26 protein-coding genes and 1 pseudogene are annotated in these 26,846 nt (G+C 74.3%); 14 read left to right on the forward strand and 13 right to left on the reverse strand.

Translation table 11 applies throughout. The features are described from left to right. Positions 1-104: 104 nt before the first annotated feature. From HS99_RS39425 to HS99_RS39435, 3 genes are all read right to left on the reverse strand, one after another. Positions 105-578 carry a nucleoside deaminase gene (locus HS99_RS39425; protein WP_030289619.1) on the reverse strand — a complete coding sequence of 158 codons (474 nt, stop codon included), beginning with the start codon at positions 576-578 and terminating at the stop codon, positions 105-107. Positions 579-647: 69 nt separating this feature from the next. Further along, positions 648-4,220: a hydantoinase B/oxoprolinase family protein gene (locus HS99_RS39430; protein ID WP_030553819.1), complete on the reverse strand. Its 3,573-nt coding sequence runs from the start codon at positions 4,218-4,220 to the stop codon at positions 648-650. Positions 4,221-4,234: 14 nt separating this feature from the next. Then, positions 4,235-4,831 (reverse strand): hypothetical protein, encoded by a 597-nt coding sequence (locus HS99_RS39435; RefSeq protein ID WP_030553821.1) that lies wholly within the window; start codon positions 4,829-4,831, stop codon positions 4,235-4,237. A 235-nt stretch (positions 4,832-5,066) separates the two neighbouring features. On the opposite strand from HS99_RS39435, the gene HS99_RS39440 reads away from it, so the two are divergent. Further along, positions 5,067-5,258, forward strand: a complete 192-nt coding sequence (locus HS99_RS39440; RefSeq protein ID WP_030289615.1) for a DUF2795 domain-containing protein — start codon at positions 5,067-5,069, stop codon at positions 5,256-5,258. Between the two features lie 159 nt (positions 5,259-5,417). On the opposite strand, the gene HS99_RS39445 is transcribed toward HS99_RS39440, so the two are convergent. Continuing rightward, a complete protein-coding gene (locus tag HS99_RS39445) occupies positions 5,418-6,047 on the reverse strand; it encodes a DNA polymerase ligase N-terminal domain-containing protein (protein WP_030553823.1) in 630 nt (209 codons plus the stop codon). 136 nt (positions 6,048-6,183) lie between these two features. Between HS99_RS39445 and HS99_RS42075 the strand changes: the two genes are divergently transcribed. Continuing rightward, entirely contained in the window at positions 6,184-6,507 is a 324-nt protein-coding gene (locus HS99_RS42075; RefSeq protein WP_030553825.1) for a hypothetical protein, read from the forward strand. Here HS99_RS42075 and HS99_RS39450 read toward each other — a convergent pair. From HS99_RS39450 to HS99_RS39460, 3 genes are all read right to left on the reverse strand, one after another. Next, the gene (locus HS99_RS39450) at positions 6,409-7,668 is read right to left on the reverse strand and encodes an AI-2E family transporter (RefSeq protein WP_370863342.1); all 1,260 of its coding nucleotides are present in this window, start codon (positions 7,666-7,668) and stop codon (positions 6,409-6,411) included. The genes HS99_RS42075 and HS99_RS39450 overlap by 99 nt on opposite strands. 132 nt (positions 7,669-7,800) lie before the next feature. After that, positions 7,801-8,019, reverse strand: coding sequence for a hypothetical protein (locus HS99_RS39455; RefSeq protein ID WP_030289611.1), 219 nt, complete (start codon positions 8,017-8,019; stop codon positions 7,801-7,803). A 60-nt stretch (positions 8,020-8,079) separates the two neighbouring features. Beyond that, positions 8,080-8,346, reverse strand: a complete 267-nt coding sequence (locus HS99_RS39460) for a hypothetical protein (protein WP_030553829.1) — start codon at positions 8,344-8,346, stop codon at positions 8,080-8,082. Positions 8,347-8,540: 194 nt separating this feature from the next. On the opposite strand from HS99_RS39460, the gene HS99_RS39465 reads away from it, so the two are divergent. The 7 genes from HS99_RS39465 to HS99_RS39495 all read left to right on the forward strand — a co-directional run bounded on the left by HS99_RS39465 (position 8,541) and on the right by HS99_RS39495 (position 17,144). Further along, positions 8,541-8,990 (forward strand): STAS domain-containing protein, encoded by a 450-nt coding sequence (locus HS99_RS39465; RefSeq protein WP_072656112.1) that lies wholly within the window; start codon positions 8,541-8,543, stop codon positions 8,988-8,990. Positions 8,991-9,261: 271 nt separating this feature from the next. Beyond that, positions 9,262-9,642, forward strand: a complete 381-nt coding sequence (locus HS99_RS47495; protein ID WP_232790762.1) for an STAS domain-containing protein — start codon at positions 9,262-9,264, stop codon at positions 9,640-9,642. A 57-nt stretch (positions 9,643-9,699) separates the two neighbouring features. Next, on the forward strand, positions 9,700-10,068 hold the full coding sequence (locus HS99_RS39475; RefSeq protein WP_030289606.1) for a hypothetical protein: 369 nt from the start codon (positions 9,700-9,702) through the stop codon (positions 10,066-10,068). A gap of 130 nt (positions 10,069-10,198) precedes the next feature. Continuing rightward, complete coding sequence (locus HS99_RS39480; RefSeq protein ID WP_046387140.1) at positions 10,199-13,738, forward strand: HAMP domain-containing protein; 3,540 nt, start codon at positions 10,199-10,201, stop codon at positions 13,736-13,738. Continuing rightward, positions 13,735-16,125, forward strand: coding sequence for a SpoIIE family protein phosphatase (locus tag HS99_RS39485; protein ID WP_050367087.1), 2,391 nt, complete (start codon positions 13,735-13,737; stop codon positions 16,123-16,125). Before HS99_RS39480 ends, HS99_RS39485 begins: the two co-directional genes overlap by 4 nt. Before the next feature lie 115 nt (positions 16,126-16,240). Next, positions 16,241-16,657 carry a hypothetical protein gene (locus tag HS99_RS46035; protein ID WP_063738038.1) on the forward strand — a complete coding sequence of 139 codons (417 nt, stop codon included), beginning with the start codon at positions 16,241-16,243 and terminating at the stop codon, positions 16,655-16,657. Between the two features lie 76 nt (positions 16,658-16,733). Next, positions 16,734-17,144 (forward strand): ATP-binding protein, encoded by a 411-nt coding sequence (locus HS99_RS39495; protein ID WP_094742970.1) that lies wholly within the window; start codon positions 16,734-16,736, stop codon positions 17,142-17,144. An 86-nt stretch (positions 17,145-17,230) separates the two neighbouring features. Here HS99_RS39495 and HS99_RS47500 read toward each other — a convergent pair whose 3' ends face one another. From HS99_RS47500 to HS99_RS39500, 3 genes and pseudogenes are all read right to left on the reverse strand, one after another. After that, positions 17,231-17,614: a DUF5946 family protein gene (locus HS99_RS47500; protein WP_244916013.1), complete on the reverse strand. Its 384-nt coding sequence runs from the start codon at positions 17,612-17,614 to the stop codon at positions 17,231-17,233. Further along, positions 17,500-17,739 (reverse strand): annotated as a pseudogene (locus tag HS99_RS47505) (DUF5946 family protein); the annotation flags it as partial. The pseudogene HS99_RS47505 and the gene HS99_RS47500, both read right to left, overlap by 115 nt. Further along, positions 17,736-18,224, reverse strand: coding sequence for a GNAT family N-acetyltransferase (locus tag HS99_RS39500; RefSeq protein WP_050367088.1), 489 nt, complete (start codon positions 18,222-18,224; stop codon positions 17,736-17,738). The gene HS99_RS39500 and the pseudogene HS99_RS47505, both read right to left, overlap by 4 nt. Before the next feature lie 190 nt (positions 18,225-18,414). On the opposite strand from HS99_RS39500, the gene HS99_RS39505 reads away from it, so the two are divergent. The 4 genes from HS99_RS39505 to HS99_RS39520 all read left to right on the forward strand — a co-directional run bounded on the left by HS99_RS39505 (position 18,415) and on the right by HS99_RS39520 (position 22,397). After that, positions 18,415-19,353, forward strand: coding sequence for an ABC transporter ATP-binding protein (locus HS99_RS39505; RefSeq protein ID WP_030289600.1), 939 nt, complete (start codon positions 18,415-18,417; stop codon positions 19,351-19,353). Between the two features lie 67 nt (positions 19,354-19,420). Beyond that, on the forward strand, positions 19,421-20,272 hold the full coding sequence (locus HS99_RS39510) for an ABC transporter permease (RefSeq protein WP_030553843.1): 852 nt from the start codon (positions 19,421-19,423) through the stop codon (positions 20,270-20,272). A gap of 128 nt (positions 20,273-20,400) precedes the next feature. Continuing rightward, positions 20,401-21,717: a sensor histidine kinase gene (locus HS99_RS39515; RefSeq protein WP_046386692.1), complete on the forward strand. Its 1,317-nt coding sequence runs from the start codon at positions 20,401-20,403 to the stop codon at positions 21,715-21,717. Further along, positions 21,714-22,397 carry a response regulator gene (locus HS99_RS39520; protein ID WP_030289596.1) on the forward strand — a complete coding sequence of 228 codons (684 nt, stop codon included), beginning with the start codon at positions 21,714-21,716 and terminating at the stop codon, positions 22,395-22,397. Before HS99_RS39515 ends, HS99_RS39520 begins: the two co-directional genes overlap by 4 nt. A gap of 229 nt (positions 22,398-22,626) precedes the next feature. Here HS99_RS39520 and HS99_RS39525 read toward each other — a convergent pair whose 3' ends face one another. After that, entirely contained in the window at positions 22,627-23,448 is an 822-nt protein-coding gene (locus tag HS99_RS39525; protein ID WP_030289594.1) for a lipase family protein, read from the reverse strand. Between the two features lie 243 nt (positions 23,449-23,691). On the opposite strand from HS99_RS39525, the gene HS99_RS39530 reads away from it, so the two are divergent. Further along, positions 23,692-24,324, forward strand: a complete 633-nt coding sequence (locus tag HS99_RS39530; RefSeq protein ID WP_030289592.1) for a TetR-like C-terminal domain-containing protein — start codon at positions 23,692-23,694, stop codon at positions 24,322-24,324. Positions 24,325-24,327: 3 nt separating this feature from the next. Here the strand turns inward: HS99_RS39530 and HS99_RS39535 are convergent, their stop codons facing one another. After that, entirely contained in the window at positions 24,328-25,692 is a 1,365-nt protein-coding gene (locus tag HS99_RS39535; protein WP_030289591.1) for an FAD-dependent oxidoreductase, read from the reverse strand. 160 nt (positions 25,693-25,852) lie between these two features. Then, the gene (locus HS99_RS39540) at positions 25,853-26,686 is read right to left on the reverse strand and encodes a slipin family protein (protein ID WP_037831110.1); all 834 of its coding nucleotides are present in this window, start codon (positions 26,684-26,686) and stop codon (positions 25,853-25,855) included. Positions 26,687-26,846: the final 160 nt, after the last annotated feature.

Consider the following 26,846-nt stretch of genomic DNA (forward strand, 5'->3'; position numbering starts at 1 on the left):
ATCCTCCCTCCGAGCGAGCGACGGAGCACCCCATCGGAGCAACCCACGCGGCCCGGGCGGTCTCGTGGCTCCCGTGAGCCACGAGACCGCCCGGCCGTTCCCGGCTATCCCCAGTAGCCCACGTGGACCGCGGAGGCCTCCTCGAACAGGAACGGGCCGGACACCTCCACCGTGTTGCCGCCGGCCGCGAACACCGTGCGGCAGGGCAGTTCGAGCACCGGCTCGTCCGGGTCCACGCCCGCGATGGCGTTCAGCTCGGTGGCGGCGAGCGCGTAGACGACCCGGCGGATGCCGCTCCAGTAGATCGCCCCGGCGCACATCGCGCAGGGCTCGGTGCTGGAGTAGAGGGTCGCCTCGGCGAGCTGGTGCGGGGCCAGGGTGCGCGAGGCCTGGCGGACCAGGTTGATCTCCGCGTGGGCGGTGACGTCGTGGTCCGTCAGGACGGTGTTCTCCGCCGTGAGCAGGACGGTTCCGGCAGGGTCGGTGAGCAGCGCGCCGAAGGGGTGGTTGCCGTGGGCGCGGGCGGAGGCGCCGAGCTCTATGGCGGCGAGCAGGTAGTCGGGGGAGTGGTCGGCCATGACGGGGTCTCCTCGGGGCGGTGCAGGTCGTGGAGTTAAACGTATAACGTCACAACTGGTGGGTGGTGGTCAGGTGCCGTAGCCTCCTCCGCCGGGGGTGCGGATCTCCAGCGTGTCCCCCGCCCCGACGTCGGCGATGCCGCAGCCGGGCAGCTCCTCGACGCTGCCGTCGGCACGCAGGATCCGGTTCTCGCCGAGGCCGCCGGGGGAGCCGCCGGCCAGGCCGTACGGGGGGACGCGGCGGTGGCCGGTGAGCAGACTGACCGTCATCGCCTCGCGGAAGCGCAGCCGGCGCAGCGCGCCGTCGCCGCCGTGCCAGCGGCCCTCGCCGCCGCTGCCGGGCCGGACGGCGAACTCCTCGACCAGGACGGGCAGGCGCAACTCCAGGACCTCGGGGTCGGTGAGGCGCGAGTTGGTCATGTGGGTCTGGACGACGTCGGCGCCGTGGAACCCGGGCCCGGCGCCCGAGCCGGAGGCGATCGTCTCGTAGTACTGGTGGTGTTCGTTGCCGAAGCTGAGGTTGTTCATCGTGCCGGAGCCCTCGGCCTGGACGCCGAGCGCGGCGTACAGTGCGCCGGTGATGGCCTGGGAGGTCTCGACGTTGCCCGCGGCGACGGCGGCGGGGTGGGCCGGGGAGAGCATCGAGCCCGGGGGGACGACGATCCGCAGCGGGCGCAGGCAGCCGTCGTTGAGCGGGATGTCGTCGTCGACGAGGGTGCGGAAGACGTACAGGACGGCGGCGGTGACCACGGCGGAGGGGGCGTTGAGGTTGCTCGCGAGCTGGGGCGAGGTGCCGGTGAAGTCGATGGTGGCGCTGCGGTCCGCGCGGTCCACCCGGACCTCGACGGCGATCACGGCGCCGGAGTCGGTCTCGTAGCGGTACGAGCCGTCGCCCAGGCCGTCTACGGCGCGGCGCACCGCCTGCTCGGCGTTGTGCTGGACGTGCCGCATGTAGGCCTGGACGACGTCCAGGCCGAAGTGCTCGATCATCGCGTTGACCTCGTCGACGCCCTTGCGGTTGGCGGCGATCTGGGCGCGCAGGTCGGCGAGGTTGGTGTCCGGGTCGCGGGAGGGGTACCGCGCCCCGGTGAGCAGCCGTACCGTCTCCGCCTCGCGCAGCCGGCCGTCCACCACCAGGGGCCAGTCGTCGAAGAGCACGCCCTCCTCGTCGATCTCGCGGCTGGCGGCGGGCATCGAGCCGGGGGTGATGCCGCCGATCTCGGCGTGGTGGCCGCGGGAGGCGACGAAGAACAGGACGTCCCTCCCGGCGGCGTCGAAGACCGGGGTGACCACGGTGACGTCGGGCAGGTGGGTGCCGCCGTGGTACGGGTCGTTGACCGCATAGGTGTCGCCCGGGCGCAGCCGGGGGCCGCGGCGGCGGATCACCTCCTTGACGGTGGTGCCCATCGAGCCGAGGTGCACCGGGATGTGCGGGGCGTTGGCGACGAGGTTGCCGTCCGGGTCGAAGAGCGCGCAGGAGAAGTCCAGCCGCTCCTTGATGTTGACCGACTGGGCGGTGGACTCCAGCCGGGCGCCCATCTGCTGGGCGATCGCCGTGAAGAGGCTGTTGAACACCTCCAGCAGAACGGGGTCGGCGGCGGTGGTGACGGCCTCCTCCGTACGGGCCCCGACGTGCTCGACCAGCAGGTGCCCGGCCGGCGTCACGGTCGCCCGCCAGCCGTCGTCCACCACGGTGGTGGCGTTGGCCTCGGCGATCACGGCCGGGCCGGCCACGGTGCGCCCGGCGCGCATGGACTCCCGCTTCAGCAACGGGACCCGGCGCCACGCACCGCCGGTGCGGAGTTCGACGGTGAGCGGCTCGGGCTCGGGCTCGGTCCCGGGGTCGGGGGAGAGGGCGACGCCGAGCTCCGGTTGTTCGGTGAGGCCGGTGCCCTCGACGGCGAGGGCCTCGACGACCAGCGGGCGGTCCATCAGGAAGGAGTAGGTGGCCCGGTGCCGCTGCTCGAACTCGGCCCGCATGTCCGCCGGTTCGCCGAGCGGGACGCCGATCGTGGTGTCGGTGCCCCGGTAGCGCAGCCGGGCCCGGCGGGTCAGCCGGATCCGCTCCTCCGGGACGCCCTGGTCGAGCAGCCGGCCGGCGGCATCCGCCGCCAGCTCGTCTGCCCGCTCCCGTACGGCGGCCATCTCGCCCTCCGCCAGCGGCCGTTCGACGGCGTGCTCGCGCAGCACGGTGGTGTCGGCCAGGCCGATGCCGAGGGCGGACAGCACACCGGCCATCGGCGGGACCAGCACGGTACGGATGCCCAGCGCCTCGGCCACCGGGCAGGCGACCTGGCCGCCCGCGCCGCCGAAGGTGGTCAGGGCGTAGCGGGTGACGTCGTGGCCCTGCTGGACGGAGATGCGCTTGATCGCGTTGGCGATGTCGCCGACCGCGATCCGCAGGAAGCCCTCGGCCACCTCCTCGGCCGAGCGGTCGCCGATCTCCCCGGCCAGGTCGTTGAACTGACGCTCGGTCAGTTCGCGGTCGAGCGGCTGGTCGCCGTCCGGGCCGAAGACGTGCGGGAAGTGCTCGGCCTGGATCCGGCCCAGTAGCAGGTTGGCGTCGGTCACGGTCAGCGGCCCGCCCGCGCGGTAGCAGGCCGGACCGGGGTCCGCGCCGGCCGAGTCCGGTCCGACCCGCAGGCGCTCGCCGTCGAAGCGCAGCACCGAGCCGCCGCCCGCCGCGACGGTGTGGATGGCCAGCATCGGTGCCCGCAGTCGCACCCCGGCGACCTGGGTGGTGACCACCCGCTCGTACTCGCCCGCGAAGTGGGACACGTCGGTGGAGGTGCCGCCCATGTCGAAGCCGATCGCCCGGTCGTACCCGGCCAGTTGGGACATCCGCACCATGCCGACGATGCCGCCCGCCGGGCCGGACAGGATCGCGTCCTTGCCGCGGAAGTGCCCGGCCTCGGCCAGCCCGCCGTTGGACTGCATGAACATCAGCCGCACGCCCGCGAGTTCGTCCGCCACCCGGTGGACGTAGCGGCGCAGCCCGGGGGCGAGGTAGGCGTCGACCACGGCGGTGTCCCCGCGCGGCACCAGCTTCATCAGCGGGCTGGCCTCGCTGGACAGGGACACCTGCTCGAAGCCGAGCCGCTCGGCCAGCTGCCCGATCTCGCGTTCGTGCGCGGGGTGGAGGTAGCTGTGCAGGCAGACCACGGCGAGGGAGCGGATGCCGTCCGCCAGGCAGCCGCGCAGCTCCTCGGCGAGCCGGTCGAGGTCGGGCGGGCGCAGCACCTCGCCGTCGGCGGTGATCCGCTCGTCCACCTCGACCACCCGGGCGTACAGCGGCTCGGGCAGGGTGATCCGGCGGGAGAAGATCCGCGGCCGGTTCTGGTAGCCGATCCGCAGCGCGTCCGCGAAACCGCGGGTGATGCACAGGGCGGTCGGCTCGCCGGTGCGCTCCAGCAGGGCGTTGGTGGCCACCGTCGTCCCCATCCGGACCGAGTCGACGTCCCGCCCGAGGTCGGCGTCGGGCGGCAGCAGGGCGCGGATCCCGGCCACGGCGGGGTCGCGGTGGTGGGCCGGGTCGTGCGAGAGCAGCTTGTGGGTCAGCAGCCGTCCGTCCGGGGCCAGCGCCACCACGTCGGTGAAGGTGCCGCCGCGGTCCACCCAGAACTGCCAGCCCTTGCGCCTCATGACCGGGTCCCTCCTCAGGCCCCGGCGTGTGCGAACAGGGCGGCGTGGCGGGCGATCGCCCCGGCGTGGTCGGCGCACTGCTGGTAGCAGCAGGCGAGCAGCACCAGGTCGGCGGCGTCCACCGGGTCGGTGGCGCCGTCGCGCAGCAGCAGCTCGTAGAGCAGCCGCTGACGCCGGCCGGTGTCAGGCAGTTCGGTGAGCACGTGGGTGACGCCCTCGGGCGCGCCGGACTCCAGGGCGTCGGCCGCCTGTGCGACCAGGTCCAGCGCGGCTCCGGCGAGCCCGCGCAGCGGGGCCAGCAGCCGGTCTCCGTACGGCTTCCGCTCCTGCCGCGCCCAGGCCGCCTCCAGAAGTCGCTGCACCAGCTGCCCGAGCGCCTCCGCCTCGCACCCGACGTGGACACCGACGACGACCCCGGGGCGCCCGTCGAGCGCCGTGGCGGAGTCCTCCTCGATCCGGGCGCGCAGCTCGGCCAGGTCCTTCTCGGCCGCCGCGATCGCGTCGTGGCCGGCGGCGGGGTCGGTCAGTACGGCGGTGGCGCCGCCCAGGGCGGAGTGCGCCAGCCGGACGAGGTCGGCCAGCTCACCCACCAGAGCGCGGTAGCCGGACATCCTCATCACCTCCCACCCCCTCGACCAGTGTCTCCCCGCCGCCGGGTCGGCGCAGCGACCGCTTTGGACACGTACGGCTCATCAATCGTCACGCACGGGTGCGAACCGGCGGAGCCGGGTGCACGGTTTCCCTTAGGGCCGGACAGGCCCTGGTAATGAAGTTCTCCCGTCGCCTTTCGGCCCCGGCGCTCCGCCGAGGCTCAGCGACGGCACAGACCACCGAAGGAGACGGCTGATGAGCCGGATCAAGCCCACCGATGTCCAGAAGGCCCTGAAGGGCGCCAGCTACCCGGCCGACCGTGAGGAGCTCGCCGAGACGGCGCGCTCGAACGGGGCGGACGAGAGTCTCGTGGACCAGATCTCCCACCTCGACACGGACAGCTTCGACGGCCCCGACGAGGTCAGCCAGGCGCTGTTCCGCCGCTGACCCACCTGCGGTGACCGGAGGCCCGGGGGCATCCCCGGGCCTCCGGCTCGTGCTGTCCGTGCGCCGTTCACCGGGACGGGCCGGCCATCGGGGAGGTTGAGCGCACGAGCTGGTCACCAATGACCGTCCACCTGCCGCCCGGTCCGACGGCCCGAGCCGTCAGGGCGTCGCCCCGGCCGCGACCTGGCGCAGGGTGTGGCCGCTGCGGGCGGAGCGGGCGCGGTACGGGTCGGGCGTGCCCTGGGTGGACGCGCGGGCGTCGGCGCGCTTGACCAGCAGCCAGGCCTCCCGGTTGCCGCCGCCGCGCCGGGCCGGGTCGCGGTCGGTGCGGATCCGGGTGAGCGCGTAGCCGCCGTGCAGCTTGTGCCCTTCGAGGCGGAAGGAGGCGTGGCCGCGGTCGAGCGCCTCGGCGAAGGGCACCGGGCGGCCGTCCCGGTCGGTGGTGAGATTGCGGAAGGTGCCCTCGTCCCAGACGATCACCGCGCCCGCGCCGTACTCGCCCTCAGGGATGACGCCCTCGAAGGTGCGGTACTCCAGCGGGTGGTCCTCGGTGGGGGTGGCCAGGCGTTTGTCGTGCGGGTCGGTGGACGGGCCCTTCGGGACGGCCCAGGACTTCAGCACGCCGTCGGCCTCCAGCCGGAAGTCGAAGTGCAGGGTGCGCGCGTCGTGGATCTGCACCACGAAGCGTGGCCGGTCGCCCGGCTCGCCGGGCTCCGCGCCGCGCGGTTCCGCCGTCCGGGTGAAGTCCCGACGGCGGTGGTAGCGGTCCAGGGCGTCGTGGGCGGCCATCGCGTCCTCCCGACGGGTGCGGTTCCGACCCGGAGCGGCTACCCCGACCGCCCGTTCCCACCCCACCGGCTTCCGCTCGCCCCGGAGGTTACGGGCAGCGCCCGGCCGGGCAACCGCCCGATGGGAGGTGGCGCGGATGGACGGGCCGGGGCTCTCCGGGCGCGAACTGCGGATCCTCACGGAGATCGAGAACCACCTGCGGGTGGACCGCCGCCTGGACCGTGCCCTGCGCAGCATGCGGCACGGCCCCCGCTGGCTGGCGGGCTGGATGCTGCGGAAGGCCGCCCGGGTGCCCGTCCTCGTGTTCTCCGTGCTCGGGGGGCTCTGCGCGACCCTGCTGCTGGTCAGCGTCACCGCGCACTCACCCGCCGTGTTCACGGGTTCCTCCCTGGTCTGGGCGTCGTCGATCACGCTGGGTACGGCGCGGGTGATCGCCCACCACCGGGGCATCGCCCCGTGAGCGCGGACCGCCCCGTTCCTCCGGCGGGCCGTGGTCCCGCAGCTCGCTGATCACCGCCCAGGCCACCGACACCACCGGTACGGCGACCACCGCGCCCAGCACCCCGGCCAGCACGGCGCCGCCGATCACCGACAGGGCCACCGCCACCGGGTGGATGCGCACCGACCAGCCCAGCACCAGCGGGTGCAGCAGGTGCCCCTCGATCTGGCCGATGATTACGATCAGCGCGAGCACCAGCAGTGCGACCACCGGCCCCCGCGCGGCCAGCGCCACCAGCGCGGCGACCGCCAGGGCGATCGGGGAGCCGATCAGCGGCACCAGCGCCGCGACGAACTCCAGCACCATCAGCGGCAGCACCAGCGGCACCCGCAGGACGGCCAGGGCGACCCCGACCAGCACCGCGTTGGTCGCCGCCACGATCAGCACCCCGCGGGTGTAGCCGGCGAAGGTGTGCCAGGCCGCCCGCCCGGCCCGGCCCCAGACCGGGCGGGCCCGGGCCGGGAGCTGGTGCTGCGCCCAGGCCCACATCCGGTCGCCGGAGTGCAGGAAGAACACCGAGCAGAACACCGCCAGGGCCAGCCCGGTCGCCATTTCCACCGCCGTGCTGGCCCCGCTGAGCGCGGTGGTCAGCAGGGCCGAGCGGTGCGCCGAGAGAAAGGCCCCGATCTTGGCCCGCAGGGCCGTGACCGTGCCGGCCCGCAGGTGGAAGGGGGCGTGGGTGAGCCACTGGTCGATCCGGCCGAGGCCCCCGCGCAGCTCGTTGCCGATCCCGTTCCACTCGTCGGCGACGTTCGTCCCGACCAGCGCCAGGACCCCTCCGACGAGCGCGACCGCGCACACGAAGGCCAGCAGCACGGCGAGCGAGCGGGGCATCACCCGGTCGAGCAGGTCGACCAGCGGGCGCAGCACCGAGGTGATCACCAGCGCCAGGAACACCGCGATCACCGGCACCTGGAGTTCGCCGAGGACGTCGACGGCCAGGTACACGGCCACACCGAGCAGCCCCAGCCGCCAGGCGTAGCCGGCGGCGGTGCGCAGCCCGGCCGGGACGTGTTCCGGGGGTTCCGGGGGTGCTGCCGGACGGGGCCGGCGCAACGCCACCCGGGGCGGACGGCTGCCGAGCGGCCGGGGGCGCCGGGGCGGCCGTCCGGGGCCGTTCACGTCCACCGGTCGGCTCCGGGGCGTGCACCGCGCCGGACGGGCAGCACCGGACGCACCGGCCGGGTGGGCCGGTGCGGCCACGGGTCCCGGAGCGGCCTGTTCATGTGCTTTCCTGGGCGGGCCACGGTCGGCTCAGTCCGGCGTCTCGTGCGGCTCCGGCTCGTGGGCCGGTCCCGTCGGTTCGGACTCCCGTCCGCCGTCCTGACCGCGCTGCCCCTCCTCGGGCGCGAGCGGCGGCCCGTCGTCGGCCGCCCCGGATCCGGGCATCCCGACCGGGACCGGCGGGTCCTTCGGCACCGGGTCCCTGGGCACGGGCTCGTCGTGGCCGCGGGCCGGGTCCTGGTCGCTCATGGGGCTCGCCTCCTTCGCCTCGGTCCTGCTCCGGGCCGTGTCCCGCCCGCACCGGGCGGGCTAGGTGGCCTTGTCGTGGTGGATGCGCAGCGGGCGGATGTTCCGCACCCCGGGCTCGTCGTCCTCCTGGTAGTGGGTGAGCCGGACACCGATGTGGTGGTTCTGCACCGGCTTCCAGCCGAGGTACCCGGCGCCGACCGTGCGGACCGGTCCGGCGGAGGCGAGGGCCGGGGCGAAGCCCACCAGTGTGCCGGTGCAGTCCCCCCGGGGGTGGGCGATGCGCACGGGGCGGACCGAACGGCCCGCGATCGTGGGCCTGCTGTCCATGGAAGCCTCCCTGGTGGAAGTCCTGCCCCCAGCGTCTCTCCGGCTCAGGGGCTCGTACACCTCGGAGCCTCCGGATCAGACCTCCCGCCTGCCGCGGCCGAACCTCCCAGAGGGCCGTCCGAGCGGTTCGGCGCGCCGCGCGGCATGATGGTCGGGACGGCACCCCGCCGTTCCTAGCGGACCGGGAGCGCACGATGCCAAGGCCAACCGAGGTCCCCAGCGAGGGCGAGAAGCAGAGCGGGAGTCTGCGCGTCGTGGTGGACGACCGGGTCTCGGTGCGGGTCGTCACGGTCGCCGGGGAACTGGACCACGACTCGGCGCACGTGCTGCGCGCCGCGCTCGCGCAACCGCTGCACGACGGCGTCCGGCGGATCGTGGTGGACCTCGCGGAGCTGCGGTTCTGCGACTCCACCGGCCTGAACATCCTGCTGCGCGCCCGCCTCGACGCGGACGCGGCCGGTCGGACCCTCGAAGTCTCGCGGCCCCGGCCGATCGTGGCCAGGCTGTTCGAGATCACCGGTACCGACACCCTGCTGCGGGTCCGGCTCGACCGCGACGCGGAACCCGGCCCCCCGGCGCCGGAGGCCGCCACCGATGCCTCCCCTCCCGCCTCCCCGCCCGCCGCCTCACCCGAGGCGGAATAGGCGGCGCACCGTGAGCCCGCCGGGGAGTGACGGCTGCACCACGTCCGAGATCCCCGCGCGGATCGGCGAATCCCCGGATGCACGTCTCCCGAGTACTGAGCGCCACACCGGCCCGGCTGCGCGAGCGGCTCGCGGACCGCGACGCCCCGGGGTGGGCCGAGGAGTCGGAGGAGTGCGACTGAACCGCCCGGCCACTCAGCGTTTCCCGGCCCCCGCAGTGGACAGTCGCGGTGCGGGGGCCGTCGCGGGAAGGGCATGGAGGAGGAGCACGGTGGCGAGTCGCCAGTCGAAGGGACCGGGCGTGGTGTCCGGCCGCGCCAGTGCACCCGGGGTGTTCACCGCGCAGGCCTCGCCGTGGGCCGAGGGCACCGTGATCGCCCTGTACGGCGAACTCGACCTGGACTCGGTCGCCGAGCTGAACGAGGTGCTCCGGCCGGCCCTGGCCGAGCCCGCGACCGTCATCGTGATCGACTGTGCCGGGCTGGAGTTCTGCGACTCGACCGGCCTCAACGCCCTGCTGCGCGCCCAGGCCCGCGCCGTCGACGACGGCAGCCGGATCGAGCTGGCCCGCCCCCGCCCGCTGGTCCTGCGGATGCTCGAACTCACCGGTGCCACCGATGCCTTCAGGGTGCGGGACACCGTTCCCGGCTGACCGCGCCGACGGCAGGGAGGCGTCGCGCGGCCGGGGAAGCGTAGGAAGGACCGGACCATGGCCGGGCTGCTGATCGACGGTGACGACCTGGTCGTCCGGCTGGCCTGGTGGGAGCGGATCGTGGCCCGCCGCAGGGAGGTGCGGGTGCCGCTGGACACCGTCACGGAGGTCGACGTCCAGCCGGACCGCTGGCGGGCGCTGCGCGGCGTCCGGATCGGCGGACTGGCCGTCCCCGGCGCGCTCTGCCTCGGCGTGTGGCGGCACAAGGACGGGCGGGACTTCGTCGCCCTGCGCGGGCACCGGGCCGTGCTGTGCGTGGGACTGCGCCCGCCCGCGCCGTTCGCCGGGCTCGCCGTGGAGACGGACGACCCGCTGCGGACCGCGGCCGAGCTGCGCACCGTCCGTGGACGCGCCGGCCCCGCCTGAACGGGCAGCCGGGATGGCCGGGGCTGCCGCCCCGGGGCATCCGGTGGCACAGTGGGAGCAGGGCGGTGGCCCGCCGCCCCGCGCCTGGACGCCCAGCGGCGCCCGGCCGTGCGATCCGGACGGTGGACGGATGGACGAGCACCCTGAGAACGGGCTTGCCGAACAGCCGCTGCGGCAGCTGCTCGTCGGGCTGACGGCCGTCCGCGACGGCGACTTCCGCACCCGGCTGGACCCGGACCGGCCCGGGGAGCTGGGGGAGATCGCCACGGTGTTCAACGGGATGTCCGAGCAGCTGTCCCGGGTGACCTCGGAGGTCACCAGGGTCGCCCGCGAGGTCGGTACGGAGGGCCGGCTCGGTGGGCAGGCCCAGGTGCCGGACGCGACCGGGACGTGGCTGGACCTCACCGAGTCGGTCAACGCGATGGCGGGCAACCTGACCGGCCAGGTCCGGGGGATCGCGCGGGTGGCCACCGCGGTGGCCGAAGGCGACCTCACCCAGAAGATCCGGGTGGACGCGCGCGGCGAGATCCTGGACCTCAAGGAGACCCTCAACACGATGGTCGACCAGCTGTCGGCCTTCGCCGACGAGGTCACCCGGGTGGCCGGGGAGGTCGGTACGGCCGGGAACCTGGGCGGGCAGGCGACCGTACGGGGCGTCTCCGGCACCTGGAAGGACCTCACCGACAACGTCAACGTGATGGCCTCCAACCTCACCGGCCAGGTCCGTTCGATGTCCGAGGTGGCGACGGCCGTCGCGCGCGGCGACCTCTCCAAGAAGATCACCGTGGAGGCCAAGGGCGAGGTCGCGGCGCTCGCGGCCGCGATCAACACCATGGTGGACACCCTCTCGGTATTCGCCGACGAGGTGACCAGGGTCGCCCGCGAGGTCGGCACCGAGGGCATCCTGGGCGGCCAGGCCCGGGTGCCGAACGTCGCCGGGACGTGGAAGGACCTCACCGACAGCGTCAACTTCATGGCGCACAACCTGACCAGCCAAGTCCGCAACATCGCCCAGGTGACCACCGCCGTCGCGGAGGGCGACCTCACCCGCAAGATCGACGTCGACGCGCGCGGGGAGATCCTGGAGCTGAAGACCACCGTCAACACCATGGTCGAGCAGCTGAGTTCCTTCGCCGCCGAGGTGACCAGGGTGGCCCGCGAGGTCGGCACCGAGGGCCGGCTCGGCGGCCAGGCCGAGGTCGAAGGGGTGTCCGGCACCTGGAAGCGGCTGACCGAGAACGTCAACGAGCTGGCCGGCAACCTGACCCGGCAGGTCCGGGCGATCGCCGAGGTCACCAGCGCCGTCGCGGCCGGCGACCTCACCCGCTCGATCAGCGTGGACGCCTCCGGCGAGGTCGCCGACCTCAAGGACAACATCAACGCCATGGTCGAGTCGCTGCGCGAGACCGTCCTGGCCAACCAGGAACAGGACTGGCTGAAGACCAACCTCGCCCGCTTCTCCGCCGCCATCCAGGGCCGCCGGGACATCCAGGCCGTCGCCGACATGATCACCGACGAGCTGACACCGCTGGTCGGCGCCCAGTACGGCGCCTTCTTCCTGGCCGAGGAGACCGACGGCGGCACCGAACTGGTCCGGATCAGCGCCTACGGCCGGGCGGCGGAGGAACTCCCCGACCAGCGCCTCAAGCTGGGGGAGTCCCTGGTCGGCCAGGCGGCGCGCAGCCGGCGGATCATCGCGGTCGACGAACTCCCGCCCGGCTACGCCGTCATCGCCTCCGGCGCCGGGGCCAGCGACGCCCGCTCGCTCGTCCTGCTGCCCATCGCGCTGGAGGAATGGTTGCTCGGCGTCCTGGAGTTCGCCTCCGTACGCCCCTTCACCGAGGTGCACCGCGACTTCCTGGCCCAGTTCGCCGAGGCCTGCGGCGTCAACATCGGCACCCTGCTGGCCAACGCGCGCACCGACGAACTGCTCGGCGAGTCCCAGCGGCTCACCGCCGAACTGCAGGCCAGATCCGAGGAGTTGCAGTCAGGACAGGAGGAACTCCGGCGGTCCAACGCCGAGCTGGAGGAGCAGGCCGCGCTGCTCGCCGACCGCAACCGCGACATCGAGGCGAAGAACCTGGAGATCGAGCAGGCCCGCCAGGAACTGGAGGAGCGCGCCCGGCAGTTGAGCCTCACCTCGATGTACAAGTCCGAGTTCCTGGCCAATATGAGCCACGAGCTGCGCACCCCGCTGAACAGCCTGCTGATCCTCGCCCAGCTGCTCGCCCAGAACGCCACCGGCAACCTCACCGCCAAGCAGGTCGAGTACGCCGGCGTCATCCACTCCGCCGGCGCCGACCTGCTCCAGCTCATCAACGACATCCTCGACCTCTCCAAGGTCGAGGCCGGCAAGATGGAGCTGACCCCGGAACCCTTCACGGTGCGCGAGCTGCTGGAGTACGTCGAGTCCAGCTTCCAGCCCCTCGCCGACCAGAAGGGCCTCAGCTTCGCCGTCGCCGTCGACCGGTCCGTCCCGGACGAACTCGTCACCGACCAGGCACGGTTGCGCCAGGTCCTGCGCAACCTCCTCTCCAACGCGATCAAGTTCACCGACAACGGCCGGGTGGAACTGCGGATCCAGTGCGTCGAGGGCCCGGATCTGCCGCTCGAACTCGGCCGGGTGGGGGCGGCGGTGGCCTTCCACGTGGAGGACACCGGCATCGGCATCGAATCGGACCAGCTGGACACCATCTTCGGCGCCTTCCAGCAGGCCGACGGCACCACCAGCCGCCGCTACGGGGGCACCGGTCTCGGCCTGTCGATCAGCCGGGAACTCGCCCGGCTGCTCGGCGGCACCCTCACCGTCACCTCCATCGCGGGGCAGGGCAGCCGCTTCACCTTCTACCTGCCCGTCGCCTCGTCCGAGCGGCGCGACACCGGGGCGGAGACCGAGCCCGGGGTGCTGGTGGTCGAACCGGAGCCGCCCGGCCTGCTCACCCTGCTCACCCGCGCCGCCGTCGAGTCCCTGGGCGCCGCCGACCCGGCGGTGCGGATCGACAGCGCGCAGGACGAACCGGGCCTGCGGGCGGCCCTCGCCACCGGGTCGCACCGCTTCGTGGTGCTCGACCTCGCCCACTCCGGCCAACTCGCGCCCGCCCTGCTCGACGCGCTCGGCGACGGCGCCGCCGTCCTCGGCTACCAGGGCGACGGAGCGACCGCCCCGGCCGCGGTGGGCGGAGTGGAACTCATCCACGGCCTGGACGACCTGCGCGAACGCCTGATCCAGCGGCTCGGCGGCCGCCACCCGGCCGACCCCGGCCCGGACCCCGCCGCGGCCGCCGACGAGCGGCTCGCCGGGCGGACCGTCCTGATCGTCGACGACGACGTGCGCAACGTCTTCGCCCTGGCCTCCGTCCTGGAGGAGAGCGGACTGACCGTCCTGCACGCCACCGACGGCCGGACCGGGCTCGACCTGCTGCGCGACCACCCCGAGACCGACCTCGTGCTGATGGACGTCATGATGCCCGGCCTCGACGGCTACGCCGCGATCGCCGCCATCCGCGCCGACGAGCGCTTCGCCCGGCTGCCGGTCATCGCCGTCAGCGCGAAGGCCATGCCCGGCGACAAGGACAAGAGCCTCGACGCGGGCGCCGACGACCACGTCACCAAGCCCGTCGACACCACCCGGCTGATCGACCGGATGCACCGCTGGCTGGACGCGCCATGACCGCCCGGCCCGAGCGAGACGACAGCACGGCCCGGGCCCTCGCCGGGACCGTCCGCCGACTGCAGGACGCGGCCGCCCGGCTGCGGGCCGAGGCCCGGACCCGCAGCGTCGTCGACCTGGCCACCGGCATCCTGTCCGAGCGCCTCGGGGTCCTGCCCGCGGAGGCGGCCGCCCGCCTGGTCCGGCTGGCCCGCGAGTCGGGTGTCACGGTCGTGGCGCTGGCCGCGGACATCGTGGGGCTGCCGACGGCCGCAGCCGGAGCGGCTGGGGAGCCGGCGGCGGAGGGGCAGCCGGCGGCGGAGGGGGAGGACGCCTCGGCGGGCGAGACCGACGGGCGGCAGGGGTCCGAGGTGGCGGAGGGGCGGTCCGGAGGAGCACCGGGAGAACCCGCCGCGGGGCCCGCTGCCCGGCTCGCGACCCTCGCGCCGCCCGTCGCCCCCGCCCTCGCCGCCGAGCCCGACCTGCAGCGGGCCGCCGGGGCCGTCCTGGAACAGCTGGCGACCTCGCTCGGCGCCCGCGCCCTGGCCGTCTGGCAGCGCCTGCCGGGCGGTGGGCTCTGCCTCGCCGCGCACAGCGGACTCGCCGAGGCCGAGGCCGAGGCCTGGAGCCGGGTCCCGCCCGGTGTCGCCACCCCGGCCCAGCAGGTGGTCGGCGGTGCGGCGGAGCTGTGGCCCGGCGATCCGGCGGCCGCCGGTCCGTCCATCGGACCCGGGTCCGCCCGGGCCGTCCTGCCGCTGGTGGAGGCGGGCCGACGCCGGGGCGCGCTGGAGGTGCTCTGGCCCGTGCCCGGCCCGTCCCTCACACCGTCCCAGTGCCGGCAGCTGTGGGCCCTCGCCGAGCTCTGCACGACCCTGCTCGGCCCGGTCGGCCAACCGCCGACGCCCGAGGACGCGGACGTCCTTCTGGAGGGCCTGCTCGCCCCCGCGCTGCTGCTGGAGCCCCAGCTCAGGGACGATCAACTCGTCGACTTCGCCATCCGGCGGGTCAACGCGCAGTTCCGCGACCCGCTGGGCCGCCCCCGCGACGCGCTGGAGGGCGTGTCCTTTCTGGAGGCCTACCCCGCCGCCGGCGCGAGCGGACTCTTCGAACGCCTGCTCAGGGTGCACCGGACCGGCGTCCCGCTGACCGGCGAACTGCTCCAGCTGGTGCTCCAGGACGGCCCGTCGGTGCCCGCCACCGTACGGCTCGCGGTCGCCCCGCTCGGCGGGCGGCTGCTGGTCGGATGGGAGGCGGCGAACGGGTCGTCCGGCGAGGACGAACAGGCGGCGCTGCTGAGCCAGGCCCAGCGACTGGCCCGAGTCGCCGGGTTCGAGGAGGACGCCGACCACCGCCGGATCCGCTGGAGCGACGGCCTGCGGCAGCTCTTCGGCCTGCCCGCCGGAGCGCCGCCCGTCCCGCTGACCGACCTCGCCCGGCACGTCCACCCGGACGACGAAGCCGCCGTGCGCCGCCTGGTCGACACCGTCCGGCACCGGCGGCGCGCCTCTTCCGCGGTGTTCCGGCTGGCCCGCCCGGGCGGTGGCTACCACTACACCCGGGTCATCGCCGAACCCGTCCTCGACGCCGAGGGCCGGCTCGTCGCGGTGCGCGGCGCCTACCACGACGTCTCCGCCCAGCACCGCACCGAGGTCGCCCTCGGCGCCACCCGTGCGCGGCTGGCCGACAGCGAGCAGGAGTCCGCCGAACGCGCCCAGCTCGCCCTGCGGCTCCAGCAGGCCATCCTGCCCGCCGAGCCACCGCGCGACGTGACCGGCCTGCGGGCGGCCGTGCGCTACCGCCCCGCCGCCAAGCGCGACCGGGTCGGCGGCGACTGGTACGACGTGCTGCCGCTGCCCGACAAGCGCGTCCTGCTCGCCGTCGGCGACGTTGCGGGGCACGGCGTCGGCGCCGCCACCGGAATGGTCGCGCTGCGCCACGCGCTGCGCGGCCTGGCGGTCACCGGGGCGGGGCCGGCCCGGCTGCTGGAGTGGGCCAACACCGTGGCGCTGCGGGAACCCGGGCAGGTCACCGCCACCGCCGTGTGCGTGCTGCTCGACCCGGCCGGCGGTGAACTGCGCTGGGCGCGGGCCGGCCACCTGCCGCCCATCCGGCTGGGCAGCGACGGCGCGCACGTGCTGCCGCTGCCGCACGGCGTGCTGCTCGGGGCCCTGGAGGAGGTTCGGTACGAGGAGTACCGCGCGCAGCTGTCCACCGGCGACGTCCTGCTGCTCTACACCGACGGCCTGGTCGAGCGGCGGGACCGTCCGGTGGAGGACTCCGTCGACCAGCTGATCCGCACGGCCGGGGCGCCGGGCCCGGACCTGGAGCTCTACCTGGACCGGCTGCTCGACCTCAGCCCCGCCGACACCGAGGACGACACCTGTCTGATCGCCGTCCGGGTCGAGTAGGGCGGGCGGAACCGCCCCCGGGCCGGGGCTCCCGGAACGTTACGGCCGGAGCCCGACGGGTAGGCGCCGCCTCGGAACGGGGGTGGCCGACACCGGGACGGAAGGGGAATCCCCCATGCTGCTGCTAGGACTTCTGCTGATGGCGGCCTCCGGCGCCTTCATCGGGCTGCTGATCGCCGACAACCTCGCCGGAGGGCCGGAGTACCAGGCGACCGTTCTCGGCACCGAGTTCGTGAAACTGAACAGCCTCGCGATCTTCCTCTCCGGCGTCGCCCTCGCCCTGCTCTTCTGCCTGGGCCTGGCCCTGATGGGCCTGGCCCGCCGGGCCACCCGGCGTCCGGTGGCGGCCGCCGGGTACCGCGGCCGGGCGGCCCGCCGGGTGGAGCCCGTCGCGCCGCCGGAGACCCTCGACCGCCCGGGCGATGCGGCACCCGTGACACGTGACGAGCGAGCCGCCGATCAGGGCGGCCAGGCCGGCGCCATCACCCCGGAGCCGCAGCGGCGGCGCGGCCGGCACCTGTTCGGCCACTGATCCGGGGTACCGAGCCCGCGGAAAGCCGGCAGGACACCACGGAGGAGGGAGGTGCGGTCGGATGGGCGGAGCCCGAGTGCCCGCACGCTCCCGCTCCTCCCCGTGGCCGTGGGCCCGCCGACTGGCGCTGTCCGCCCGGCCGGGTGCGGTCGCCGAGGCGCGTTCCTGCACCGCCGGGTTCCTGGCCGACGTCGGCGACCCCTGCGTGGTCGCCGACGCCGTCCTACTGGTGTCCGAGATGGTCGGCAACGCCATCCGGCACACCGGCTCCCCGGGCTCGCTGCTCCTGGTGCGCCGCCCGGGACTGCTGCGGATCGAGGTCAGCGACGCCAGCCGCCGCCCGCCCCTGCCGAGGGTGCCGCACGGCCCGAGCGAGAGCGGCGGCCTCGGACTGTTCCTGCTGGCCCGCCTCGCCCTGCGCTGGGGCTGGCGCCCGGTGGGGCCGGGCAAAGCCGTCTGGTGCGAGCTGCGGATCCCCGAGGACTGACGGCCCACCCGGCCACCCCTCCACGACACTGCCGCGCCCGCCCCGTGCACATGGCACCAGGGTCCCGTTCCGGTCCCGGGCGCCGGCTACCCGCTGTGCGGCCCCCACACGTCGAGGGTGGCCGCCGCCCAGGCCCGCACCCGCTCCGGGAATCCCGCGGCCGGGAAGGTCCCGCCCTGCGCGACCTGCTCGATGGTGACGGCGAAGCCGCCCCGCGGCGCCTCCCGCCCTGGCCGGACCGCAGGGCCCTGCGCGGCCCCGTCCGGCGCGGCCCGCCCGGCACGGCGCCGCCCTTCACCCGGTGCGAGTTCGCCGCGCGCGCCCGGCCGATCAGCCGCTCCACCGCCGGCTGCCCGCCGTCGAGGTACGCCCCCAGCAGGCCCCGCGCGGCCGCCCCTCCGTCTGCGGGTAGCCGGCCGGGGTGCTGCAGCAGGAAGCAGGACACCGACACCCCGTGCAGCGGCCCCCACGGCTCCGCCCGCGAGTGGTCCAGCGCGAGCAGGCCGTGGAACAGCTCCTCGCACCCCCGCGCCCCGCACTCAGCGCACTCCCCGCGCTCTCCGCGCTCTCCGCGCTCTCCGCGGGGATCCGTCACGCCCGGACCTCCTTGCTCATGTACATCGAGGACACGCCGTAGCCGCTGCGGCGGTACAGGCCGATGGCGGCCTCGTTGCCCCCGAACACGTTCAGGGCGAGCGCCGTCATGCCCTCCCGGGCGACGAGCCGCTCCGCGGCGGTCAGGACGGCGGCGCCGTAACCCTGACGGCGGAACGGTGGCAGGACGTGGATGTGGTACAGCCAGGCGGAGCCGGAGGTGCCGGCCTCGGCGCGCGGGTCGGGGCCGATCCAGGCGGTGCCGACGGTCTCGCCCGCCTCGTTCTCCGCCACCACGAGGTGGTGGTGGGCGGTGTCCCGGCCGTCGGGGAGGAACCTGGCGGTGCCCTGGCGGGTGCGCTCCCGGGCCAGTTCCCGGGGCATGAGCTCGGAGAGTTCGCGCACCGTCTGCGCCTCGCGCTCCTCGGTGGCCGACCGGTACTCGGCCGGGGTCATCTGACGCAGGGTCACTGTCCGCTCGTCCATCCCGCCATCCTCGACCAGAGGGCGGCCGCAGCGAAAGCGCTTTTGCCGCGGGTAGGGCGAGGGCGTGGTACCGCGGTACTACGGACGGCCCGATGATCAGCCCGCGGTGCCACGGATCGGTCGCCGCCCGCCCTTAGCGTGGAGCCGTGGGCGGCCGGGACGGACCGGCCCCTGGACGTAAGGGCGAGCGATGATCGAGGCGCACCAGCTGACGAAGCGGTACGGCGAGAAGACCGCCGTGGACGGGCTGGACTTCACGGTCCGGCCGGGAGCGGTGACCGGGTTCCTCGGGCCCAATGGGGCCGGCAAGTCGACCACCATGCGGATGATCGTCGGACTGGACGCGCCCACCAGCGGCTCGGTGCGGGTCAACGGCCGCCGGTACGCCGAGCACGCCGCCCCGCTGCAGGAGGTCGGCGCCCTGCTGGAGGCCAAGTCGATCCACCCCGGCCGCTCGGCGTTCAACCACCTGATGGCCCAGGCCCACACCCATGGCATCCCGCGCCGCCGGGTCGAGGAGGTCATCGAGCTGACCGGCCTCCAGTCGGTGGCCCGCAAGCGCGCCGGGGCGTTCTCGCTCGGCATGGGGCAGCGGCTCGGCATCGCGGCCGCCCTGCTGGGCGACCCGGCCACGGTCATGCTGGACGAGCCGGTCAACGGGCTCGACCCCGAGGGCGTGCTGTGGATCCGCAACCTGCTCACCTCGCTCGCCGCCGAGGGCCGGACGGTCTTCGTCTCCTCGCACCTGATGAGCGAGGTGTCGCTGGTCGCCGACCACCTGATCATCGTCGGACGCGGCAAGCTGCTGGCCGACACCACCGTGCAGGAGCTGGTCCAGCAGGCCGGCGGAGACGTCGTCAAGGTGGCCAGCGCCGACCCGGCCCGGCTGCGCTCCCTGCTCGCCGGACCGGGCGTGGAGATCACCGGCCGCACCGGCTCGGAGGAGCTGCTGGTCGCCGGGCGGACGGCCCGCGAGATCGGCCTCACCGCCGCCGAGCACGGCATCGCCGTGTTCGAGCTGACCCCCCGCACGGTCTCCCTGGAGGAGGCGTTCATGGACCTCACCCGGGACGCCGTCGAGTACCACGGCACCACGACCACCACCGAGACCACGAGGAACGCGGCATGAGTGAGCGAAGGATCATCGAGAGGTGCGCACTGTGCGAAGCGCCTGCCGAGCGCAGCGAGGTGGGCGCATGAGCACTGTCGCCCCGAGCCAGACGTCGTCCACGCCCACCGAGCTGCGCACCGCCCGTCCCGCCTACAAGGTGACGGCCGCCCGCGTGCTGCGCTCGGAGTGGGCCAAGCTGTGGTCGCTGCGCTCCACCTGGATCACCCTCGGCCTGGCGCTGGTGTTCCTGGTCGCCTTCGGTCTGATCGCCGCCTTCCACTTCAAGTCGCGGATCACCTCGGGCGGTCCGATGGACCGCGACCTCGCCGACGCGAGCACGCTCAGCCTCTCCCTGTTCGGCACCAACTTCGCCCAGCTGGCGCTCGGCGTCCTCGGGGTGCTGGTCGCGGCCGGCGAGTACTCGACCGGCATGATCCGCTCCACGCTGGCCGCCGTCCCGCGTCGCCTGCCGGTGCTGTGGTCCAAGGCCGCCGTGTACGGCCTGATCGCCCTGGTCCTGGCCACCGTCGGGGTGTTCGTCGCCTTCTCGGCCGACAGCGGGATCCTGTCCGGCACCAAGGCGGCGCTGACGCTCTCCGACACCGGCGTGGTGCGCGGACTGCTCGGTGCCGGGCTGTACCTCGGCCTGGTCGGCGTGATCGGCGTCGCACTCGGCGCGCTGCTGCGCTCGGTGGCCGGCGGCATCGCCGTCCTGGTCGCCTCGCTGATGCTGATCCCCGGACTGACGTCGCTGCTGCCCACCTCCTGGCAGAGCCACATCACCCCCTACCTGCCCAGCCACGCCGGCGAGGCGATGTTCATCCTGCACCACGACGCGACGACGCTCTCGCCGACGGCCGGTCTGCTGGTCTTCCTCGGCTGGACGGTCCTCGCCCTGGCCGGTGCCGCCGTACGGCTGCTGCGCACCGACGCCTGAGCCCCGGCGAAGGGCCTGGCACACTCGCGGTGCGGCGCCGGAACCGACCGGGGCCGCACCGCAGTGCTCTGCGGAGCCCGTGTTCGCCGAGCCCCGCACCGCTTCACGACCAGCAGGGAGACCCACCGGTGACCCAGGACCACGCCACCCCCGCCGGCCCGTTCGCGGCGGCCGACGCGCTGTCCGGCCACCCGCTGTTCGCCCGGCTGGCCCGGCTCGGCCAGCGGCTGCGCGAGGCGGACCGCGCCCACCCCTGGGTGCTGGACGCCGCCGTGGTGGCCGTGGTGTTCCTGATGTTCTGCCTGCCCGACCTCTTCCCGCCCCACGGCGAGGACGGCCCGCACGAGCACCGGCTCGCCCTGGTGCGCCCGCCGCTGCCGGCCACCCTGGCCCTGCAGGCGGGTCTGGTGCTGCCGCTGCTGTGGCGCCGCAGGCGGCCCACCGAGGCCTTCGCGGCGATCATGGCGGTGTTCGTCCTGCAGTGGTCGCTGGGCATCGGGCTGCGCGCCGACGCCGCCCTGCTGGTGGCGCTCTACAGCCTGGCCCTGCACGGCCGGCTGCGGCACCTGGCCTGGTCCTGCGCGGTGATGGTCGGCGCGATGGGCCTGGTCGCGGTGGAGGTCTCCGGCGGCGGGCTGCCGGTCGGGGACGCCCTGTTCTTCCTGGTCAGCGCCGCCACCGCGGGCGTCGCCCTGGGCATCGCAGTGCGCATCCGACGGGCCCAGCTCGCCGGGCTGCGCGAGCGTGCCGCCCGGCTGGAGATCGAACGCGACCAGCGCAGCCGGCTGGCCACCGCCACCGAACGCACCCGGGTGGCCCGGGAGATGCACGACATCATCGGCCACAACCTGTCCGTCATCGTCACCCTGGCCGACGGCGGTGCCTACGCCGCCCTGGCCTCCCCCGAACGCGGCCGGGAGGCGCTGCAGCTGATCGGCGAGACCAGCCGCCAGGCGCTCGGCGAGCTGCGCCGGATGCTCGGCGTGCTGCGCGACCAGGCCGACCGGGGCGCCGAGTTCAACCCGCAGCCCGGCATCGCCGACCTCGACGGGCTGTGCGCCCGGATCCGTGCGGCCGGCCCCCAGGTGGTGTACACGGTCGGCGGCGACCTTGACCAGCTGGACCGCGGGGTCCAGCTGATGGCCTACCGGATCGTCCAGGAGGCCCTCACCAACACCCTCAAGCACGCCGGCCCCGAGACCCGGGCGCACGTGACCCTGACGGCCGACGCCACCCGGGTGCGGGTGCGGGTCCGGGACAGCGGGCCGCCCGGCGGCGCCCGCCCGCCGGTGCGCCCGGACGGCGAGGGGCACGGCCTGGCCGGGATGCGCGAACGCGCGGCCGTGTACGGCGGCACCGTCACGGCGGGCCCCGGCCCTGGGGCAGGATGGACCGTGGAGGCCGTACTGGACCTCACCCCCGACCCGACAGGCGGCCGCCCGTGACCACCGTCCTCATCGTGGACGACCAGCCACTGCAGCGCTACGGCTTCCGGATGCTGCTGGAGAGCCAGCCCGACACCGAGGTGATCGGCGAGGCCGCCCACGGCGCCGAGGCCGTCCGGCTGGCCGCCGACCTGCGGCCCGACGTCGTCCTGATGGACATCCGGATGCCCGGTATGGACGGCATCGAGGCCACCCGCCGGATCGTCGCCGGCGGCGGCCGCTCGCGGATCCTGGTGCTCACCACCTTCGACCTGGACGAGTACGCCCACGCCGCGCTGCGCGCCGGGGCAAGCGGCTTCCTGCTCAAGGACGCGCGGCCGGAGGAACTGCTCGCCGGCATCCGGGCGGTGGCCGAGGGCGACGCCGTGGTGGCCCCGGCGATCACCCGGCGGCTGCTCGACGCCTACGCCCACCACCTGCCGGTCCGTCCGCCCGGCGCGGCGCCCGTGGAGGACCCCCGGCTGGAGGCGCTGACCGAGCGCGAGCGGGAGATCCTGCTGGCCATCGCGCAGGGCTGGACCAACAGCGAGATCGCCCAGCGGCTGGTGCTGGCCGAGTCGACCGTCAAGACGCACGTGAGCCGGGTGCTGGGGAAGATCGGCGCCCGGGACCGGGTGCAGGCGGTGATCTTCGCCTACGACCGCGGCCTGACCCGGCCGAACCCGCCGGTCGCGGGCTGATCCGGCGGGCCCGGGCCCCGTTCTGCCGCGTCTCGCCGCTTGCCGGTCGGTGCCGACCGGGGCCTCCTGCGGCGGCCGGTGGGGGCGCGGCACGGAGGCGGACGGGGGGTGGCCGGTGCGGTCGTCGGTGTGCCAGGACCGCGACGGGAAGGCGGGGAGGACCGCCGTCCAGCGGTTTCTCGTCCGGCACGTGGATCAGCACGGCGCGGTCCGGCGGGCGGTCAGCCGCTCAGAGGTTCTTCTCCAGCGCTGCCAGGTAGCTGTGCATGAAGTGGTCGCGCACGCCCTCGCCGGTGGGCTCGAAGGCGGCGGAGGTCAGGCTCCTGGCGCGGGTGGCAAGACCGGAGATCAGGCTGCTGGCGCCGTCGTGGACGGTCCCCGCGGAGTCGATGAACCGCAGCGCCTCGATGTGGGTGAAGGCCGGCTCGGGCGGCAGCTGGGGGACGACGTCGTGGTTGTTGACGAAGCGGTAACTCCGGCCCTTCAGCGCCTTGTTGTAGGCGGCGGTGAGGAGCCGGTCACAGGTGCGGGGCTGGCCGAAGGTGTACACGCCGTCGGCCGTCAGTCGCGGGTCCTCCAGGCTGAGGCGGGCGGCGGCGAGCATCGCGAGGGCGCCGCCGAGGCTGTGACCGGTGATCCACACGGTCTGGTCGTTGTCGCGCAGCTCGGCGAGGGTCTTCAGGACGTCGGGGAACACCGACTCGAGGGCCTCGGCGAAGCCGTAGTGGACGTAGCCGGTGCCCGCCGGACCGGGCCAGGGCGGGGTGGTGGAGTCGGTGAGCCAGTCGCGGATCTCCCTGGGTTCGGTGCCGCGGAAGGCGACCACGATCATCCGGTCGCTCGCCATGGTGTAGGCCTGGGTGTCCTCCAGGGGGAACGGCGGGGTGAACCGGGTGTCGTGGTGGCGTACCGTGTCGAAGCCCCAGTCGTGGGCCTGCCGGTCGATCGTTGCGTCGTCCTCGTAGGCGAGGTCGGCGGCCCTGGCCAGGTTGTAGGCGTGGGCGAGGCTGTAGCCGGTCGCGTTCCGGTCGAAGGTGGTGGGTACGGCCACGGCGGGGACCGCCTTTCGTCGGGGAAGGTGTCCCTCGTTGGTAGCGGACCCGTCGGCCGTCGCCCGGTCGGCGCCGCCCGGTAGTCACCCGAACGGGTCCGGGGCACCGCACGGATCGATCGCGCAACGGGATCGGCGGCGGCCCGGGCCTTGGGAGAGAACGGATTCGTTCACTAACATTGGCGGTGGGCCTGGGGAACGCGGTGGGCCCGGTGAACAGCGAACCCCGGAAGGTGTGCAGCCATGTCCGCTGAAGCCCGAACTGCAGGGCACGGAACCGAGCGGGCGGCGGCGACGGCCGCCCCGGTCCGTCGGCGCGGCGAGGCGCTGGAGAGCGCCATCTACGGGGCGGTCCTCCAACAGCTCACCACCGACGGCTACGCGCGGCTCACCATGGAGGGCGTGGCCGCCGCCGCGCAGACCGGCAAGGCCGCGCTCTATCGGCGCTGGTCCTCCAAGGAGGAGCTGGTGATGGACGCGCTGCGGGCCAGCCTGCCCCCGGCCGGAGCGGCCCCCGACACCGGCAGCCTGCGCGGGGACCTCCTCGCGGTGGTGACCGGGCTGCGCACCGCGATGTTCAGCGAACTGGGCGCCGCCGTCCGCGCGATCATGAGCGAGATGGACCACCAGCGCGCCCGCGCCTTCCTGGAGCTGGTCCTGGAGCGGGTGGTCGAGCCGACCACCGCGCTGATCGCCGAGGTGCTCGACCGGGGCACCGCCCGGGGCGAGGTCCGTCCCGGGGCGGTCACCCCCCTGGTCACCGACGTGGTGCCGGCGCTGATGCTGTACCGGATCAAGATGTGCGGCGGGGGCGCCGTCGAACTCGATCCGGCGGCGATCGTCGACGAGGTGCTGCTGCCGATCGTCCGCCCCTGAGGATCAGGCGCCGCTGTTGCGCAGCATGTCCTCGCGCTCGACGACCTTGACCCGCTCGCGCTCCTGGGCCCGGCCGAGGGCGCGCTCGTGGGCGTCGAGCTGCTTCCAGCCGTCCCAGGTGGTGTAGCGGACGCCGCGGGCGCGCAGGTACTCCTCGACCGCCGCCGGGTCGGGTTCGGCGGCGCCGGGCAGGCGGCCGCCGGCGTGGTCGTCCAGCAGGCAGGCGACGGTCTCGTTGGCGTCGCCCTTGGTGTGGCCGATCAGGCCGACCGGGCCGCGCTTGATCCAGCCGGTGACGTAGACGGCGGGGAGGTGGGAGCCGTCGCCGTCCAGCACGCGGCCGGCCCGGTGCGGGACGGTGCCGGAGGCCGGGTCGAACGGCAGCTTGGGCAGCTCGTCGGAGTAGTAGCCGACGGCCCGGTAGACCGCCTGGACGTCCCAGTCGGTGTGGCGGCCGGTGCCACGCACGTTGCCGGTGCCGTCCAGCTCGGTGCGCTCGGTGCGCAGGCCGACCACTCGGCCGTCCTCGCCGAGGACCTCGACCGGGGACTCGAAGAAGTGCAGGTAGACCCGGTGGGGGCGGTCGCCGACGTCGCGGATCGCCCAGTTCTCGACGGTGGCGGCGACCAGGTCGACGTGCTTGACGGCGCGGCGCTCGGCGATCGAGCCCTCGTCGTACTCGATGTCCTCCGGGTTGACGATCACCTCGATGGTGGGCGAGTGGTCGAGCTCGCGCAGTTCCATCGGGCTGAACTTGGCCTGGGCCGGGCCGCGGCGGCCGAAGACGTGCACCTCGACGGCGCGGTTGCGGCGCAGGCCCTCGTACACGTTCGGCGGGATCTCGGTGGGCAGCAGCTCGTCGGCGGTCTTGGCGAGGATCCGGGCGACGTCCAGGGCGACGTTGCCGACGCCGAGGACGGCGACCTTCTCGGCCTCCAGCGGCCAGGTGCGGGGCACGTCCGGATGGCCGTCGTACCAGGAGACGAAGTCGGCGGCGCCGTAGGAGCCGTCCAGCTCGATGCCGGGCAGGTCGAGCGCGCGGTCGGCCATCGCGCCGGTGGCGAAGACCACGGCGTCGTAGTAGCGGTGCAGGTCGTCCAGGGCGAGGTCGGACGGGTAGTCGACGTTGCCGAAGAGGCGGACCTGGGGCTTGTCGAGTACCTGGTGGAGGGCGGTGACGATGCCCTTGATCCGAGGGTGGTCGGGGGCCACGCCGTAGCGGATCAGGCCGAACGGGGCGGGCATCCGCTCGAACAGGTCGATCGAGACACCGGGCGCCTGCGCGGCGTCGGACTTCAGCAGGGCGTCGGCGGCGTAGATGCCGGCGGGGCCGGCTCCGACGATGGCGACTCGGATCGGGCGGGTCATGCGGGCGGATCCTCCGGTCGGGCGCAGGGGAGGTGAATTGGTCTGGACCCTCGCAGCCAACCCGCTGTTCGAGCGGAGGTGTAGTCGGTGCTGATCTATGAGGTCATAGAGCTGACCTATGACCGGCCCGGGAACTTTTCCCGGGCCGGTCCAGCGGCCGTCAGCTGTGCTCGGCGTCGGCGCTGGCGTCGGCGTCGGTGGCCTGCGGCGGGACGCTCGGGGCCGCGGCAGCCGGGGCCCCGGTGAGCCGGGCCGTGGAGGCCTCGAAGAAGCGCAGCAGCTCCACCGGGAACGGCAGCACCAGCGTCGAGTTCTTCTCCGCCGCGACCTCGACCACCGTCTGCAGCATGCGCAGCTGCATCGCCGCCGGGGTCTCGGCCATCTTGCCCGCCGCCTCGGCGAGCTTGGCGGCCGCCTGGAACTCGCCGTCCGCGGTGATGATACGGGCCCGGCGCTCGCGGTCGGCCTCGGCCTGGCGGGCCATCGAGCGCTTCATCGAGTCGGGCAGGCTGACGTCCTTGATCTCCACCCGGTCGATGTGCACGCCCCAGCCGGCCGCCGGGCTCTCCAGCATGACCTCCAGACCCTGGTGCAGGTTCTCCCGCCCGGACAGCAGGTCGTCCAGCTCGCTCTTGCCGATGATCGAGCGCAGCGAGGTCTGGGCGACCTGCAGCATGGCGAAGCCGTAGTTCTGCACGTCCACGGTGGCCTTGATCGGCTCGACCACGCGGAAGTACAGCACCGCGTCGACGCTCACCGAGACGTTGTCCTTGGTGATGCCCTCCTGGGCGGGCACCGGCATGGTGACCACCTGGACGTTCACCTTGCGCATCCGGTCGAGCACCGGCACCAGCATCGTCAGGCCCGGCTCGCGGACCTGCCCGCGCACCCTGCCGAGCCGGAACACCACACCGCGCTCGTACTGCTGCACCACCCGCACGCCGGTCACCAGCCACAGCAGGACGACCACCACGACGACCACGAGTACCGCCACGCCTGTTCTACCTTCTCCCCGTCGCGGCGCAGCCGGGCCGGGTCCGGGGTGGCCCTGTCGCCGGATGCTCGCCGCGCGCAGCACAGTATGCGCCCGGCCGGGCGGGACGGTAAGGCGTGTGCGGCGGGATCTTGACGCATCGTTGACGGGCGGCGGCGGG

It is taken from the genome of Kitasatospora aureofaciens, from assembly GCF_001188955.3.
GTDB classification, from domain to species: Bacteria; Actinomycetota; Actinomycetes; order Streptomycetales; family Streptomycetaceae; genus Kitasatospora; species Kitasatospora aureofaciens.